Annotated in this window: 16 protein-coding genes; 9 read left to right on the top strand and 7 right to left on the bottom strand. The window is 71.0% G+C overall.

Annotation, left to right across the window (positions count from 1 at the left end; all coding sequences use genetic code 11):
* The first annotated feature begins 40 nt into the window (after window positions 1-40).
* From SOM19_RS04080 to SOM19_RS04095, 4 genes are read left to right on the top strand one after another with little or no spacing between them, the layout of a single operon-like run.
* A complete protein-coding gene (locus tag SOM19_RS04080; protein WP_341850254.1) occupies window positions 41-835 on the top strand; it encodes a helix-turn-helix transcriptional regulator in 795 nt (264 codons plus the stop codon).
* Window positions 828-1,310: a 2'-5' RNA ligase family protein gene (locus SOM19_RS04085; protein ID WP_320485276.1), complete on the top strand. Its 483-nt coding sequence runs from the start codon at window positions 828-830 to the stop codon at window positions 1,308-1,310. Before SOM19_RS04080 ends, SOM19_RS04085 begins: the two co-directional genes overlap by 8 nt.
* A gap of 45 nt (window positions 1,311-1,355) precedes the next feature.
* On the top strand, window positions 1,356-1,697 hold the full coding sequence (locus SOM19_RS04090; protein WP_320485277.1) for an HNH endonuclease: 342 nt from the start codon (window positions 1,356-1,358) through the stop codon (window positions 1,695-1,697).
* 19 nt (window positions 1,698-1,716) lie between these two features.
* Window positions 1,717-2,178, top strand: coding sequence for a GNAT family N-acetyltransferase (locus tag SOM19_RS04095; protein WP_320485278.1), 462 nt, complete (start codon window positions 1,717-1,719; stop codon window positions 2,176-2,178).
* 5 nt (window positions 2,179-2,183) lie between these two features.
* Here the strand turns inward: SOM19_RS04095 and SOM19_RS04100 are convergent, their stop codons facing one another.
* Together SOM19_RS04100 and pgi are read right to left on the bottom strand one after the other, a co-directional pair.
* The gene (locus SOM19_RS04100) at window positions 2,184-3,107 is read right to left on the bottom strand and encodes an aggregation-promoting factor C-terminal-like domain-containing protein (protein WP_320485279.1); all 924 of its coding nucleotides are present in this window, start codon (window positions 3,105-3,107) and stop codon (window positions 2,184-2,186) included.
* A 179-nt stretch (window positions 3,108-3,286) separates the two neighbouring features.
* Window positions 3,287-4,969 carry a glucose-6-phosphate isomerase gene (gene pgi / locus SOM19_RS04105; RefSeq protein ID WP_320485280.1) on the bottom strand — a complete coding sequence of 561 codons (1,683 nt, stop codon included), beginning with the start codon at window positions 4,967-4,969 and terminating at the stop codon, window positions 3,287-3,289.
* A 128-nt stretch (window positions 4,970-5,097) separates the two neighbouring features.
* Between pgi and SOM19_RS04110 the strand changes: the two genes are divergently transcribed.
* Complete coding sequence (locus tag SOM19_RS04110) at window positions 5,098-5,862, top strand: DUF899 domain-containing protein (protein ID WP_320485281.1); 765 nt, start codon at window positions 5,098-5,100, stop codon at window positions 5,860-5,862.
* Between the two features lie 60 nt (window positions 5,863-5,922).
* Here SOM19_RS04110 and SOM19_RS04115 read toward each other — a convergent pair whose 3' ends face one another.
* Both SOM19_RS04115 and SOM19_RS04120 read right to left on the bottom strand, forming a co-directional pair.
* Complete coding sequence (locus SOM19_RS04115) at window positions 5,923-6,774, bottom strand: esterase/lipase family protein (RefSeq protein ID WP_320485282.1); 852 nt, start codon at window positions 6,772-6,774, stop codon at window positions 5,923-5,925.
* 46 nt (window positions 6,775-6,820) lie between these two features.
* Window positions 6,821-7,486, bottom strand: coding sequence for a TetR/AcrR family transcriptional regulator (locus SOM19_RS04120; RefSeq protein WP_320485283.1), 666 nt, complete (start codon window positions 7,484-7,486; stop codon window positions 6,821-6,823).
* Between the two features lie 112 nt (window positions 7,487-7,598).
* Here SOM19_RS04120 and SOM19_RS04125 point away from each other — a divergent pair, with 112 nt between their 5' ends.
* On the top strand, window positions 7,599-9,041 hold the full coding sequence (locus SOM19_RS04125; RefSeq protein ID WP_320485284.1) for an MFS transporter: 1,443 nt from the start codon (window positions 7,599-7,601) through the stop codon (window positions 9,039-9,041).
* A 13-nt stretch (window positions 9,042-9,054) separates the two neighbouring features.
* Here SOM19_RS04125 and SOM19_RS04130 read toward each other — a convergent pair whose 3' ends face one another.
* Together SOM19_RS04130 and SOM19_RS04135 are read right to left on the bottom strand one after the other, a co-directional pair.
* A complete protein-coding gene (locus SOM19_RS04130) occupies window positions 9,055-10,779 on the bottom strand; it encodes an amidase (protein ID WP_320485285.1) in 1,725 nt (574 codons plus the stop codon).
* Window positions 10,776-11,804 (bottom strand): agmatine deiminase family protein, encoded by a 1,029-nt coding sequence (locus SOM19_RS04135; protein WP_320485286.1) that lies wholly within the window; start codon window positions 11,802-11,804, stop codon window positions 10,776-10,778. The genes SOM19_RS04130 and SOM19_RS04135 overlap by 4 nt, the downstream gene beginning before the upstream one ends.
* Before the next feature lie 113 nt (window positions 11,805-11,917).
* On the opposite strand from SOM19_RS04135, the gene SOM19_RS04140 reads away from it, so the two are divergent.
* Both SOM19_RS04140 and SOM19_RS04145 read left to right on the top strand, forming a co-directional pair.
* Window positions 11,918-12,547: a TetR/AcrR family transcriptional regulator gene (locus tag SOM19_RS04140; RefSeq protein ID WP_320485287.1), complete on the top strand. Its 630-nt coding sequence runs from the start codon at window positions 11,918-11,920 to the stop codon at window positions 12,545-12,547.
* A 25-nt stretch (window positions 12,548-12,572) separates the two neighbouring features.
* Window positions 12,573-13,265, top strand: a complete 693-nt coding sequence (locus SOM19_RS04145; RefSeq protein ID WP_320485288.1) for a M23 family metallopeptidase — start codon at window positions 12,573-12,575, stop codon at window positions 13,263-13,265.
* Window positions 13,266-13,295: 30 nt separating this feature from the next.
* Here the strand turns inward: SOM19_RS04145 and SOM19_RS04150 are convergent, their stop codons facing one another.
* A complete protein-coding gene (locus tag SOM19_RS04150) occupies window positions 13,296-14,012 on the bottom strand; it encodes a 4a-hydroxytetrahydrobiopterin dehydratase (RefSeq protein WP_320485289.1) in 717 nt (238 codons plus the stop codon).
* 166 nt (window positions 14,013-14,178) lie between these two features.
* Here SOM19_RS04150 and SOM19_RS04155 point away from each other — a divergent pair, with 166 nt between their 5' ends.
* Window positions 14,179-14,376 (top strand): hypothetical protein, encoded by a 198-nt coding sequence (locus SOM19_RS04155; RefSeq protein WP_320485290.1) that lies wholly within the window; start codon window positions 14,179-14,181, stop codon window positions 14,374-14,376.
* Window positions 14,377-14,378 lie beyond the last annotated feature (2 nt).

Raw genomic sequence — 14,378 nt, forward strand, 5'->3', positions numbered from 1 at the left:
GTTCCTGACCACGAGGCGCGCCAAACTGACCCCCGCACAGGTGGGACTGCCGGACTTCGGTGGTCGCCGCCGGGTGCCGGGCCTGCGCCGCGAGGAAGTCGCTCTGGTTGCGGGAATGAGCGCGGAGTACTACAAGCGACTCGAGCGGGGCCATGCCGCCGGGGTGTCCGAAGCCGTCATCGACGGCGTCAGCCGTGCCTTGCGGCTCGACGAAGCCGAGCATGCCCACCTCCACGACCTGATCCGCGCCGCGAACGCAGGCGCTCACCCTCGGCCGCGCGCACGGACCGCACGGAAGAGCCAGCTCACGTCCGGGATGAGCCAGACGATCGACGCGATGTCGACCGTGCCGGTCTTCGTCCAGAACGGCCGGTTGGATGCTGTCGCCACCAACCGGCTCGGGGCGGCCCTGTTCTCGGAGATGCTCGTCGGTGCCCGACCGCCGGCCAATGCTGCCCGGTTCATCTTCCTGGAGCCGCGCGCCCAGACCTTCTACCGGGAGTGGGAAGCGCAGACCCGTCAGATCGTGGCCGTGCTTCGCGCTGAGGCGGGGCGTTCACCCTACGACCGTCAGCTCAGTGACCTCGTCGGCGAGCTGTCGACCCGCAGCGATCTGTTCCGAAAACTCTGGGGGGCGCACGACGTCCGCGAACACCGCACCGGGCTCAAACTCGTCCACCACCCGGTGGTCGGCGACCTCGACCTCACCTTCCAAGCGATGGACCTCGCGTCCGACCGTGGACTTCAGATGGTCGTCTTCTCCGCCGAACCCGGATCCCCCAGCCAGGAACGCCTCCAGCTGCTCGCCAACGTGGCCGAAACAGTCCGTGGCTGAGCCCCGAACCGCTGAGCGGTACGCCGTGGTCGCCCTCTTCGATCGGCTCGATGTCGGCACGACGTTCTCTCGACGGCGCTGGCCCGCGCACGTGACGCTCGTGTCCAACTTCGTCACCGCGGCCTCCGTCGATCGGATCGCCGAGGCACTGCGTCAGGCGCCCGGACTCGACGCGCCCCTCCGAATCGAGTTCGGCGGTCGCGCGAAGTTCGGGCCGGACCGGGACATCCCGGTGCGCCTGGTGCTGCCGGGGCGCATCACCGAGCTGCATCGGCACCTGGTCGATGAGCTCGTGGTGCTCACTGATCTCAAGGCGGACGAGCCCGCGTACTGGGGGGAAGGCTACCGTCCCCACCTCACGCTGGGGGCGTCGGTCGACGAGGGCGACGGAGAGCCGCGCATGACGACGGATGTCGCAATCGCACGGCTCGACGGTGACCTGGCGAACGTGGTGGCCGTCATCGCCAGCGCCTGAGCGCGGCATCCGCCCTCGCCTGGAACCGGTCGCTACGCTCACACCATGCCCGTCAGCAACACGCGTCGCGCGCGCGCCTCGCGCCGTCGTGCTCGCCGGGTTGCGGCGGCCGACAACGACCTGACTCTCGACGAGTGGGAGTCGATCGTCGAGGCCTGGGGAGCGTGCGCGTACTGCGCCTCGGTCGCCGGCCCCTTCCAGAAGGACTGCGTGCTGCCGATCTCGCGCGGCGGCCGGTACACGTTCGAGAACGTGGTGCCGGCGTGCCGGTCTTGCAATGCCAGCAAGAGCAATGACGAGGTCACCGGCTGGCTGCGACGCAAGCGGCTGGACGAGCGCGCGTTCTTGCTGCGGCACATCGAGATCCTCGCCGCCTGGCGAGCCTGACCTTCGAAGGAGTGCCGTCATGACGGTCGCCATCCGCCCGTACGAGCCCCGTGACTGGGACGACATCGCCCGCATCCACGACGCCGCACGCGTGGACGAACTGCGCGGCGCCGGCCTGCTCGACGCCTACCTCGACCTCGCGGCGACGTACGAGAACGAGGGGCTCTTCGACGACGAGGTCTGGGTCGCCGAACTCGACGGCCGCGTCGCAGGATTCATCGCGGGATCGCGCGAGGAGATCACCTGGGCGTATGTCGATCCCGAGCTCTATCGCCGCGGGATCGGACGCGCGCTCATCGAGCACATGCTGAGCCAGGCGACCGGTCCGGTGGAGCTGGAAGTGCTCGACGGCAACAGCGCCCGGGCGTTCTATGAATCCGTCGGCTTCGTCATCGAGTCCACCAAGACGGGCAAGCTGGCGGGGTACGAGTCGTTCGAGGCGACCGGTCACACGATGGTCTGGCGGCCGCCGGCGAGCTGACCGGCTCAGTACCAGTTGGTCGCTTCGGAGTGTCCCCACGCTGCGCAGGGGCTGCCGTACGCGGCCGAGATGTACTGCAGACCCCAGCGGATCTGGGTGGTCGCGTTGGTCTGCCAGTCGGCGCCGGCGCTGGCCATCTTGCTGCCGGGCAGCGACTGCGGGATGCCGGTGGCACCGCTCGACGCGTTGTAGGCCTGGTAGTTCCAGCCGGACTCGCGGCTCCACAGCGACTCGAGGCAGGAGAACTGGTCGCCGCCCCAGCCGTACTCGGCGGAGGCGATCTGCCGTGCCGCGGCCTTCGCGCCCTCCGGAGTGTTCGCGGCAGCGGCGGCCGCCTCGGCGGCAGCGGCCGCTTCAGCCTCACGTTGGGCCTTCGCGGCGGCCTCTGCCGCAGCCTTCGCCGCGGCCTCCTCGGCAGCCTTCTCGGCCTGGGCATCCGCCAGACGCTCGCGCAGCTCAGCGGTCTTCGCAACCACGAGCCGGGTCTCGGCCGCCGTCTGCGCGGCCACATCGGGAAGGAACAGCAGCGGCAGCACGTCCAGACCCGCGAGGTGCTCGACCTGCTCGCGGAGATCGCCGGTGTCGATCGTCGTGTCGGTATCGCCGAGGTCGAGGCCCGCTGCGTCCACCTCTGCGCTCGCCCGTCCGGCGTCGGCCATCGCGGTGCGGGCGTCGGCGAGAGTCGTCTCGGCGTCGGCGGTGATGGCGTCGAGCGTCTGCACCGTCACCGCCGCTGCCGAGGGAGCGAGGGCGAAGGACGCGCCGACGGGGGATGCCGTGGGCGACGGGTCGAGAGCGGCGGCGGCCGCGGTGGTCGTGAAGGCGGTCAGCACTGCGAGGCCGACCACGGCTCCGATGCCGACGGCGGTCGGCAGAACGTGGGTTCGTGAGGGCGTGCGGGGCGTGCGGGGCGTGCGCGTAGGCAGCATGAAGAGTCGGGATCCTTCGGTGTGGCTTCACCGGCGGCGCGCGCCGGTGTGCGCCCTTCGGGTGGGCACGAAGTTCCGAGTCTGCAAGCCCCGTCTGGGCGAATCCCCTGCCTTCGCTGGAAGAACCGTGGGAGAGGGCGCGACGAAAAGCCCTGATCAGCGGTCCTGATCCGCTCCGCTCAGGACGTCCGGTGCGCCGCGTAGTAGGCGAGGAGGGCTCGGGTGGAGGCATCCTGAGCCGCGATCGCCGTCTCGTCGCCCTCGATCGCGGGAGCGATCTGCAGCGCCAGCTGCTTTCCCAGCTCGACACCCCACTGGTCGAACGAGTTGATGCCCCAGATGACGCCCTGCGTGAAGGTGATGTGCTCGTAGAGCCCGACGAGCTGGCCCAGCACCGCCGGGGTGAGCGCCGGCGCGAAGATCGACGTCGTCGGCCGGTTGCCTGCGAAGGTGCGGGCGGCGACGAGGGCGCCCGTCGTGCCCTCGGCCTCGACTTCTGCGGCGGTCTTGCCGAACGCGAGCGCCTTGGTCTGCGCGAGGAAGTTCGACAGGAACAGCCCGTGAACGTCGCGTCCGTCGTCGGCCAGCGGGTACGCCGGAATGGCGAAGGCGATGAAGTCGGCGGGGATCAGCCGGGTGCCCTGGTGGATCAGCTGGTAGAACGCGTGCTGGCCGTTGGTGCCGGGCTCGCCCCAGAAGACCTCGCCGGTGTCGGTGGTGACGGGGGAGCCGTCCCAGCGCACCGACTTGCCGTTGGACTCCATCGTGAGCTGCTGCAGATAGGCGGCGAAGCGGCTGAGCTGCTGCGCGTACGGGAGCACGGCGTGGGACTGCGCGCCCAGGAAGTTGACGTACCAGACGTTGAGGAGCCCCATGAGGACGGGGACGTTCTTGGCAAGCGGCGTGCTTCGCACGTGCTCGTCCACGGCGTGGAAGCCGGCGAGCAGCTCGCGGAAGACGTCGGGTCCGAGCTCGATCGCGAGCGAGAGGCCGATCGCCGAGTCGACGGAGTAGCGGCCGCCGACCCAGTCCCAGAAGCCGAACGCGTTGGCCGGATCGATGCCGAACGCCTCCACTTTGTCGAGGGCGGTCGACACCGCCACGAAGTGGTGCGCGACCGCATCGGTGCGCGCGGCGTCATCCGAGTCGATCGCGCCGGCGCTCTCGAGACCTGCCCACAGCCAGTCGCGCGCGAGCCGCGCATTGGTGAGCGTCTCCAGGGTCGTGAAGGTCTTGGACGCCACGATGAACAGCGTCGTCTCGGGGTCGAGGCCCTTCGTCTTCTGGGCGATGTCGGTGGGATCGATGTTCGAGACGAACCGTGCCTCGATGCCCCCAGTGGCGTAGGGCTCGAGGGCGGCGGAGATCATGACCGGCCCGAGGTCGGACCCGCCGATGCCGATGTTCACGATGTGCGTGACCCTCTTGCCGGTCACACCCGTCCATTCGCCCGAGCGCACCCGGTCGGCGAAGGCATCGATGGAGGCGAGCACCGCCTGCACGTCGCGGTCGATGTCCTGCCCGTCCACGACGAGCGCAGGCGAAGCGCCGTCCGGACGCCGCAGTGCGGTGTGGAGTACGGCGCGATCCTCGGTGGTGTTGATGTGCTCGCCCGCGAGCATCGCGGCGTACCGCTCGGCGACGCCGGTCTGCTCCGCGAGACGGACGAGCGAGGCGAGGACCTCATCGGTGACGAGGTTCTTCGAGAGATCGACGTGCAGGTCGGCGAGCGGCAGGCTCAGGCGCTCCACCCGGCCTGGATCGGCGGCGAACCAGCCGCGCAGATCTGGGGTGAACGACTCCTGGAGGGCGCTCAGCTCGGCCCAGGCGGACGTGGACGTGGGGTCGATCGGAAGGCTCATGCGCTCCACGCTAGCGCTCGACCGGCCACGGACCGGGCTGGATTTCCTCGGGCTCTTCCGCCGCGACGGGGCAATGTGTACGATGTCCACATTAATGTTCACGCTGTACACATCGAACGGTGGATCTCATGACCGACATCCTGCGTACCGCTGCGGCGCTTCCTCCCGTCACGGACGAGGCCACTTGGCGCGCGGAACTGGCCGAGCTGCGGGTACGCGAGAAGGCGGCGACGCGTGAGCTCGACGCGATCGCCGCGCAGCGTCGGCGCCTGCCGATGGTGCGCCTGCCCGACTACACGCTCGAGGGCGAGGACGGGCCCGTGCGCCTGGTCGACGTGTTCGAGGGCCGCTCGCAGCTCATCACCTACCACCACATGTGGAAGCCGGGCGCGCAGTGGCAGTGCGACGGCTGCACGGGCTTCACCTCCCAGTTCACGAGGCTCGGCTTCCTCGAGTCGTACGACGCCCGGTTCGTCGTCGTCACGCAGGGTCCGATCGAGGAGGCGATGGCGTACCGGCACAAGGTCGGCAATCGCATGACCTGGTACTCCACCGCGAACAGCCCCTTCGGCGCCGACGTCGACGCTCCGCCGAGAGCCGGCTTCGCGGTGAACGTGTTCCTTCGCGACGGCGACACCGTCTATCGCACGTGGCACACGAACGGCCGCGGCACCGAGCAGCTGAGCCACACGTTCGGTCTGATCGACCTGCTGCCGTACGGCCGCCAGGAGGTCTGGCAGGACTCGCCGGAGGGGTGGCCGCGGACCGAGACGTACGACGGCTGGCTCGACGCGCCGGGCATCGCGCGTCTGTACGGCGCGGAGAGCGGTGGCGCGGAGAGCGGCGGCCCTGAGAGCGGCGGCCCTGAGAGCGACGGCGCGGGGAACGACTGACGTCGGGGAGCGACGGCCCGGAAACCGGCTGACCCCGGAAAGCGACTGACCCCGGGAGGGTCAGGACGGAGCGGGCGCCGCGAGCAGGTTCACGCCGTCGAGGACCGCTTGGTGCGTCCGCCGAGAGGCGAGCACCCGGAAGTGCCCGGCCGCCGGGACGGCCACGTTGGTCGCGCCGTCGAGGGCGCTCCCCTCCGGGATGTGCGGATCGTACGGACCGAAGACCGACACGATCCGGCCGTTGACCGACGTCTCGCGCCCCAGCATGACGATCGTCTTGTTCGCGGGGACGAAGGCGCGGATGCTGGGGACCAGGAACAGCCGCGCCAGCCGAGCGCCCGCGAACGGCGTCGCGATCGCCACGAGCCCGAGCAGCCCGAGCGGACGCCCGCCGGTGGGCGGTGGCGCGCTCGCCGCGGCCTGCGCCGGATCGCCGCCCGCGGCGGCCTCCGCAGCGGCTTCCGTCGCGGCGCCCGACGTCACGAGCAGGTGCTTGCCGATCAGCCCGCCCTTGCTGTGCGCCACGAGGACCCGGCCCGCAGGCGGTGCGGGGTGGTCGGCGAGGAGGCGGCCCAGTCGCTCCGCCGTCTCCGGGATGCCGCGGCGGTTCATCCCCAGCCCGTGCACGACATCGACCCGGTGCCCTGCCCGGGCGAGCGCGTCGCCCAGAGGGCGGAGGAACGTCCAGTGCTCGTACACCCCGGGCAGCAGCACCACCGTCGGACGGTCGGGGTCGCCGCGCTCCCAGGAGGCGGGGACGCTCCGCGCCCGGCCGAGCGACCACGGCGGTGCGACCACGGCGAGCTGGCGACGTGCGGCATAGAGGTAGTCCGCTGCCCACCACACTCCGCGACGTACGAGCGACGGCCGGGCGCGCGCACTCTCGGCCACTTCGTTCGCGGCGGGGGTCATGCGCCGCAGTCTACGAGGCCCCGCGATGGGTCGGTGACCACCGCGCTCAGACGACGGGAGAAGCGGATGCCGGGAGCTCCGCGGTGCCGCGCACACCGACGATCGCGGCCTCGACCACGGCCGTCGCCAGCGCGTCGATCACGTGCGCCGGCTGCCACTGCACCGGCCCGTGCACCGCGATGTCCGCGAACCCGTGGACCGAGGACCAGCACGCCCATTCGGCGTACGGACGACGCTCCGGAGCAAGCGCCCCGGCGGCGACCATCCCGTCCAGCGTGTCGAGGAGCAGCTGGAACGGCGCGACCACCTCGTCATCGAGGGTCACGATCTCCGCGCTGGGCTCCGCGTCCTGGGTGGCGAAGGCGAGCTCGAACCAGCCGCGCTCGGCGCGGGCGAAGTCGATGTATGCGAGGCCCACGCGCCGCAGCCGCTCGATCGACGCCTCCGCGGCCGGCAGGCCGGCCGGCGTCGCATCGACCCGCGCGCTGATGGCACGGCCGAAGGCGCGCTGCGCGTCGGCGGCGACCGCATGCACCAGATCCTCGCGATCGGAGAAGTGGCGGTAGGCGGCGTTGGGCGAGACGCCGGCCGCGCGGGTCACCTCGCGCAGCGTCACTGCGGCGGGGCCACCCGTGCGAGCGAGGAGCAGTCCCTGGTCGATCAGCGCACGTCGGAGGTCTCCGTGATGATAGGTGCGCGTCTGCGCGATCATTGCATCGCTCCGGCCAAGTGTGTACGGTGTGAACATCGATGTGTACGGTGTCCACATCCACCCTACCCCCGACTCATCCCGTGGCGGAGAGCCACGCGCAGAAGGAAGACCCATGGCGCAGCCAGAGATCGCCACGAGCGACGACTCCCTCCAGTACAAGCCGGGTCCCCACACGGTGCGCGCGTTCTATCAGGTGCTCGCGAACACCGCGGTGGCCAACGTCACGTCGAGCTACCTGTGGTGGGCGCTGACGTTCTGGGCCTATCTCGAGACCAGATCCGTGCTGGCCACCGCGATCATCGGCGGCTCGTACATGCTGCTCGTGGCCGTCTTCGGCGTCGTCTTCGGCGTGATCGTCGATCACACGAAGAAAAAGGCCGTCATGGTCATCTCCAGCGTGGTGACCCTCGCCACGTACCTGATGGCCGGCGCGCTGTACCTGTCCTTCCCCGAAGACGTGCTGGTGGACTGGGGCGGTCCCTGGTTCTGGGTGTTCGCCGGTGTCATCCTGATCGGCGGCGTCGTGGAGAACCTCCGCAACATCGCCCTCTCGACGACCGTGACGCTCCTCGTTCCGAGCGAACGCCGAGACAAGGCCAACGGGCTCGTGGGCGCGGTGCAGGGCATCGCCTTCATGGTGACGAGCGTGTTCTCGGGTCTGTCCGTGGGCCTCCTCGGCATGGGCTGGACGGTGATCATCGCCATCGTCGCCACCGCGCTGGCGCTCGTCCACCTGCTGTTCGTGCGCATTCCCGAGCGCGGCATCGCGCGCGTCGAGGGCGAGACTCCGAAGGGCTTCGGCTTCAAGGGCGTCATCCCGGCTGTCATGGTCGTGCCGGGGCTGCTCGCGCTGATCCTGTTCTCGACATTCAACAACCTGGTCGGCGGCGTCTTCATGGCTCTCATGGATCCCTACGGGCTGACGCTGTTCTCCGTGGAGGTCTGGGGCATCATCCTCGGAATCACGAGCCTGGGCTTCATCCTCGGCGGCGGCCTGGTCGCCAAGTTCGGGCTGGGCAAGAACCCGGTGCGCACCATGCTGCTCGTCAACGTCGGCATCGCGCTGCTCGGCATGACCTTCGCCATCCGCGAGTGGTGGTGGCTGTACGCCGTGGGCATCCTCGTCTTCATGTGCCTCATGCCCATCGCCGAGGCCGCCGAGCAGACCATCGTGCAGCGCGTGGTCCCCTTCGAGAAGCAGGGCCGCGTGTTCGGCTTCGCGGCCAGCGTGGAGTCAGCGGCGGCGCCGATCTCGGCGTTCCTCATCGGCCCGATCGCGCAGTTCTGGCTCATCCCCTACATGAACTCGCAGCAGGGTCAGGACTCCCTCGGCTGGCTGCTCGGTCCCGGAGAGGCGCGCGGCATCGCGCTCGCCTTCGTCGCCGCGAGTCTGCTGCTCCTGATCGTCGTGCTGCTCGCGTTCGTCTCCAAGCCGTACCGCGACCTGTCGGCGGCGTACGCGGCGGCACCGCCGTCGCTGCACACCGACGACGACCAGTCGCCCGATGCGTCGGATCAGCGCGCCGGAGCGATGGCCGACACTCGGCAGCGGTGAGTCCGGCTCTCGGTCACTCGAGCTCAGGCGTCCGCCCGGGCGCTGTCCGCCGAGGGCGGAGCGCCTCGAACGCCGAGGCCAGGCGGAGCAGGTCGGCGTCGGCGTAGGCGGGGCCGGCGAACGTCAGCCCGACCGGCATCCCGATGTCGGCCATCGTCCCCATCGGCACCGTGACGGTCGGGATCCCGAGGTGCCGGATCGCGAGGTTGCCGTTCGCGACCCACACGCCGTTGCGCCATGCGAGCGCCGCTGACGCCTCGTCGACGTCGGCGTCCGCCGGTCCGACGTCGGCCACGGCGGGGAAGACCACCGCATCGAGGCCGAGGCGCGACATCCACTCCTCCAGGTCCAGGCGTCGCGTCTCCTCGAGCCCGCGCAGCCCTCCCTCGAGCTCCGGGATGTCGGCGATCGAGTCGTAGGGGTGCGCGCGCACCTGCGCGGGGTAGTCGGCGATGTCGTCCTCGAAGCCCGTGTACCGGTCGGGCAGCGCGCCGTCCGGATGCGGGAAGATCGAGGCGCCGTCGACGTCGTCCAGCCGATCGAGCGCCGGGTCGCCGTTTGCCCGCAGGAAGTCGTCCCACGCCCACGCCGACAGGTCGACGATCTCGCGGCGCAGGAACTCCGCAGTCACCAGCCCTCGTGTGGCGAGGGTCGGCGCGCCCGGGCGATCGCCCTCGTAGTTCGTGACCGCGGGGAAGTCGACCTCGACGACCTCGGCGCCGGCCGCCTCGAGGTCGCGGCGGGCGTGCTCCCACAGCGCGATCACCGAGGCGCGGGTCTCGATGCGCTGACCCGTGGGACCGCCGATGCCGCCCTCGGGGTTCGTCCCGGCGTCGGGGTCGGCGTTGATGTACATGCGCGGCACGCCGATGCGCCGTCCTGCCAGGGCGTCGCGCGCCTGCTCGGCGTCGGCCGCGGCCAGGGCCGGGAACGACGCCGGGCGGTTCGACGACGCGGCGGGGATCTCGACCCAGGGCTGGGCGCGCCAGAAGTCGCCGCGCGTCTCGGGGTCGTCTTCGACGAGCACGTCGAGCAGTTCGAGGAGGTCGGCCATCGTGCGCGTGTGCGGGACGACCACGTCCATGGTGGGAACGAGCGGCCAGTTGCCCCGCACCGAAATCACGCCGCGTGAGGGGGTGTACGCGCACAGCGCGTTGTTCGAGGCGGGCGCGCGGCCGCTCGACCACGTCTCCTCGCCGAGCCCGAACGCCGCGAAGCTGGCCGCCGTCGCGGTGCCCGAGCCGTTGGACGAACCGGAGCCGAAGGCCGACGTCAGGTAGTCCGCGCTGTAGGGGCTCTCGGCGCGGCCGTAGAGTCCGCGCTGCATGCCGCCGTTGGCCATCGGCGGCATGTTCGTCAGCCCGATCAGCACGCATCCGGCGGCGCGCAGCCTCTCGATCGAGAACGCGTCGCGCATGGCGCGCAGGTTCGCGAACGCGGGCGATCCGGCGGCGACCGTCATGCCGCGCACGAGGAACGAGTCCTTCGCCGTGTACGGGATCCCGTCGAGCGGCCCGAGGGTGCGCCCTTCGGCGCGGCGGTGATCGGATGCCTCGGCCTCGGCCCGCGCGTCCGCATTGAGCTCGACGACGGCGTTGAGCCGGATCCCGCCGCGGTCGTAGGCCTCGATGCGATCGAGATAGGCGTCCACCAGGCCGGCGCTCGTGACCCTGCCCGCCTCGAGCGCCGCGCGCAGCTCGGCGATGGTCGCCTCGACGACCGGGAAGCGCGCGGTCATCGCACGCCCGGCGACGGCTGCTGCTGCGTGATGCAGTGGATGCCGCCGCCCCGCTCCAGGATCGGACGAGCGTCGATCGTCACCACCTCACGCCCGTAGGCCTCCCCGAGGATCGCTGCTGCGCGCGCGTCGGCCGCGGGCTCGCCGTAGCCGCACGCGATGACGCCGCCGTTCACAACGAGGTGGTTGGCGTAGTTCCAGTCGACGAAGCCCTCGTCGTCGCGCAGCGTGGCGGGGGCGGGAAGCTCGATGATCTCGAGTGCACGGCCTGCGGCATCCGTCGCCCCCTCGAGGGTGGCGCGCACCTGCCGCACGACGGCGTAGTCCGGGTGAGAGGGGTCGTCCTGCCAGTGCAGCAGGACGGTGCCGGGACGCGCGAACGCGGCGACCATGTCGACGTGGCCCCGCGTTCCGGCGGATTCGTAGTCGCGGGTGAGGCCACGCGGCAGCCACACGAAGGTGCTCGCCCCGAGGGTGCGCCGCAGCTCCCACTCGACGCGCTCCTTGGTGGCGTACGGGTTGCGACGCGGGTCGAGCTGGACGGTCTCGGTGAGGAGGACGGTGCCCTCGCCGTCGACGTGGATGCCGCCGCCCTCGTTCACGAGCGGCGACGGAAGGTGCGTCGCCCCCGAGGTCTCGGCGACGAAGCGCGCGATCCGGTCGTCGCGCTCCCACGTCGCCCAGGCGTTCGCGCCCCAGCCGTTGAAGGTCCAGTCCACCGCTCCGAGCGAGCCGGACTCGTCGAGCACGAACGTCGGCCCGATGTCGCGCATCCAGAAGTCGTCGAGCGGTGCTTCGACGATCTCGACCTCGCCGCCCAGCCGCCGTCGCGCCTCGGGCACGGCCGAGGGATCGACGACCATCGTCACGGGCTCGAACCCGGCGACGGCGTTGGCGACCGCGGCCCAGGTGTCGCGGGCCTCGTCCGCCGAGGCGGCGTCGTCGCCCAGGGTGTTCCCCACGCGCGGGAAGGCCATCCACACGCGGTCCTGCGGTGCCCACTCGGGCGGCATCGTCCAGGTCATGATCGCTCCTCGGTGTCATTCTGCAGGCCGCGCCACGATCGCGCGGGGCGATCGCCGGCCGCATACTATTGATCGAGCGATCAATACGCGACAGTACCTACACTGGCGGAGACATGTCAACCACCGATCCGCGCGTCCGGACCCGCAAGGCACCCGCGGAGCGCGCCGCCGAGATCCTCGACGCCGCGACCGCGATCGCCCGGGAGCAGGGCCTCGGCGCCCTCACGCTGCGGGCGGTGGCCGATCGGGCGGGCGTGGCATCCGGTCTGATCGCTCACTACCAGCCCTCGATGGACGACCTCGTGGCGCGGGTGTACAGCGACCTCGTCGAAGAGGAGATCCGCGAGGTCCGGGCGCTCGCCGCCCGCGAGGCCTCACCCGCCGCGCGGTTCGCGCGAGTGCTCGAGACGCTGCTCGACGGCTCGCGCGAGGACCTCACGGTGGTCTGGGTCGAGAGCTGGGCGATCTCGAGGCGGAACCCCGCGCTCGCGGCCGCGGTGCGCCGCCAGATGTCGGTGTGGCAGCTGCTCCTGGTCGAGATCGCCGACGAAGGCGTGGCGGACGGCTCGTTCGCGACGGCCGAGACGTCGGCGGTGGCCTGGCAGATCATGGGCATGGTCGACGGCCTCAACGCCCAGTCGCTCGTACGGGAGGCCGATCCCGCTACCGCGATCGCGCAGATGTCCCGGGCCGCCGAGACGCTGCTCGGCGCCCGTCCGGGATCCCTCGCCCTCGCGCGCTGAGACTCTCGCCGCTACGCTCGGGCGGGTGCCCGATCAGCTCGCGAACCCGGTCGTCGTGGACTTTCCGCTGCGCGGCTCCGGCTGGATGGCGGTGACGACTCCCGCGGCGAGGGTGCCCAGCCATGGTGTCGACATCCTCGGTCAGCGCTACGCGTACGACTTCGTGCGGGTCGACGATCGGCCTGGAGTGCACGTGCATCCCACGTCGACGTTCCTGGCGTCGACGATCGGCGGGCGTACGAGCGAGTGCTACGCGTGGGGTGCGACCGTTCACGCGCCCTTCGACGCCGAAGTCGTCGGCGCCGTGGACGGCGTCGCGGAGCGCGAGTGGGTCAACCCGTTCCGCGAGGCGGGGCGCATGATCTGGAACGGGCTCACCTTCCGGCCCGAGAAGATCCCGTCGATCCTCGGGAACCACGTGATCCTGCGCGCCGGAGACGTCTACGCGGGGTTCGCCCACCTGGTGACCGGCTCCGTCGAGGTCGCGAACGGGCAGCGCGTCGTCGCGGGCGACATCCTGGGTCGGGTGGGCCACACCGGGAACTCGACGTCGCCGCACCTGCACTTCCAGCTCATGGATTCGGCCGACCTCATGGCGGCGCAGGGCATCGCCTGCGCGTTCTCGGCCTATGAGGTGTGGCGCGACGGCTCGTGGCACCGGGTCGAGCGCGGGATCCCCGGACCCCGCGAGCGCATCCGGTGGGTGGACGCCGGCTGATCGACGGGGCGGTGACAGTGCCCGCCCGGATCAGTCGCCCTCGTCGTGGTCTTCGAAGTCCGGCCAGGCCGCGATGTCGACCCCGTGGTTGTCGGGGGAGGCGAGGGTCCACCAGTGAGGTGCGTTCGAGCGGGCGACCCGCCCGCCGGCGGCCAGCGCGGCCTCGACCCGCTGCTCGGCGACCTCGCGGGGGACGCTCACGTCGATGTGCGTGCGCCCGCGCCCGGGGACCGACGGGTCGAGGGCGTGGAACCACAGGTGCGGTCCGCGCCGCTGGGGGTCGATGGCATCCTCGTCGCCGAGGTCGTCGTACCCGAGTGCCGCGGTCCAGAACGGCCGGGTGTCGACGCCCTCGTGCTGGGCCACCGCGATGCCGACGACCTTCAGCTGCGACGGGTCGGCGCGCAGCCCGAGCTCGGCGGCCTGGGCGGACACGAGCGCGGCAAGCTCGGCATCGACACCGCTCAGCGCGCCGTCGCTCCGCGAGAACGTGCGCACAGTCACCCCCTCTGGGCGTACGTCGACGTCGGGGTCGTGACCGACGGATGCCGCGACGTCGGCGATCGCGGTGACGAAGCGGGCCGCCTCGGCGAAGGAGGCAGTGAGATAGAACGCATGCGCTCCCCAGAAGAGCACCCGCCAGTCCTCGACCCCGGGGGAGTCGTGGAACGCCTTCGCCGTCATCCGGGACGAACCCGGGGGCGCGGCATCCGCTTCGTTCTCTTCATTGCTCGGATCGATGGCCATCTCGAACCTCCTCGTCACCGGCACGGCGGCTTCGCGTGGCGACGCTAGCGCCGACCGCCGACACGGGGCAAGCGCTACCGCGATCGGCGGGACCCCGCAACCCCCGTGCGGCCCGCCGTCGCCGCGCCTACCGTGGTCGCGACACCTCGAAGGAACGGAGCACGCCATGTCCTACCCGCCCGTCGTTCCCATCCCCGGCGATGACGACGCCGATCCGATGGTCGACATCCCCGACGTGCTCGCCGGCGACGTGGACGATGATCGTCCGCTCGATCCCGACCTCGCCGACGAGCATCAGCACAGCGCCTCGGCCGACGAACAGGCCGCCGCCGAGGGCACGCTCGACGTCGAAGACCTTCCCTGACG

It is taken from the genome of Microbacterium sp. CFBP9034 (genome assembly GCF_034045255.1).
GTDB lineage: Bacteria > Actinomycetota > Actinomycetes > Actinomycetales > Microbacteriaceae > Microbacterium.

What these genes read in the sequence shown, in the direction of transcription:
- SOM19_RS04090 (WP_320485277.1), top strand. Translation starts at nt 1,356, where the DNA reads ATGCCCGTCAGCAACACGCGTCGCGCGCGCGCCTCGCGCCGTCGTGCT.
- SOM19_RS04095 (WP_320485278.1), top strand. Translation starts at nt 1,717, where the DNA reads ATGACGGTCGCCATCCGCCCGTACGAGCCCCGTGACTGGGACGACATC.
- SOM19_RS04100 (WP_320485279.1), bottom strand. Translation starts at nt 3,107, where the DNA reads ATGCTGCCTACGCGCACGCCCCGCACGCCCCGCACGCCCTCACGAACC.
- pgi (WP_320485280.1), bottom strand. Translation starts at nt 4,969, where the DNA reads ATGAGCCTTCCGATCGACCCCACGTCCACGTCCGCCTGGGCCGAGCTG.
- SOM19_RS04110 (WP_320485281.1), top strand. Translation starts at nt 5,098, where the DNA reads ATGACCGACATCCTGCGTACCGCTGCGGCGCTTCCTCCCGTCACGGAC.
- SOM19_RS04115 (WP_320485282.1), bottom strand. Translation starts at nt 6,774, where the DNA reads ATGACCCCCGCCGCGAACGAAGTGGCCGAGAGTGCGCGCGCCCGGCCG.
- SOM19_RS04120 (WP_320485283.1), bottom strand. Translation starts at nt 7,486, where the DNA reads ATGATCGCGCAGACGCGCACCTATCATCACGGAGACCTCCGACGTGCG.
- SOM19_RS04125 (WP_320485284.1), top strand. Translation starts at nt 7,599, where the DNA reads ATGGCGCAGCCAGAGATCGCCACGAGCGACGACTCCCTCCAGTACAAG.
- SOM19_RS04130 (WP_320485285.1), bottom strand. Translation starts at nt 10,779, where the DNA reads ATGACCGCGCGCTTCCCGGTCGTCGAGGCGACCATCGCCGAGCTGCGC.
- SOM19_RS04135 (WP_320485286.1), bottom strand. Translation starts at nt 11,804, where the DNA reads ATGACCTGGACGATGCCGCCCGAGTGGGCACCGCAGGACCGCGTGTGG.
- SOM19_RS04140 (WP_320485287.1), top strand. Translation starts at nt 11,918, where the DNA reads ATGTCAACCACCGATCCGCGCGTCCGGACCCGCAAGGCACCCGCGGAG.
- SOM19_RS04150 (WP_320485289.1), bottom strand. Translation starts at nt 14,012, where the DNA reads ATGGCCATCGATCCGAGCAATGAAGAGAACGAAGCGGATGCCGCGCCC.
- SOM19_RS04155 (WP_320485290.1), top strand. Translation starts at nt 14,179, where the DNA reads ATGTCCTACCCGCCCGTCGTTCCCATCCCCGGCGATGACGACGCCGAT.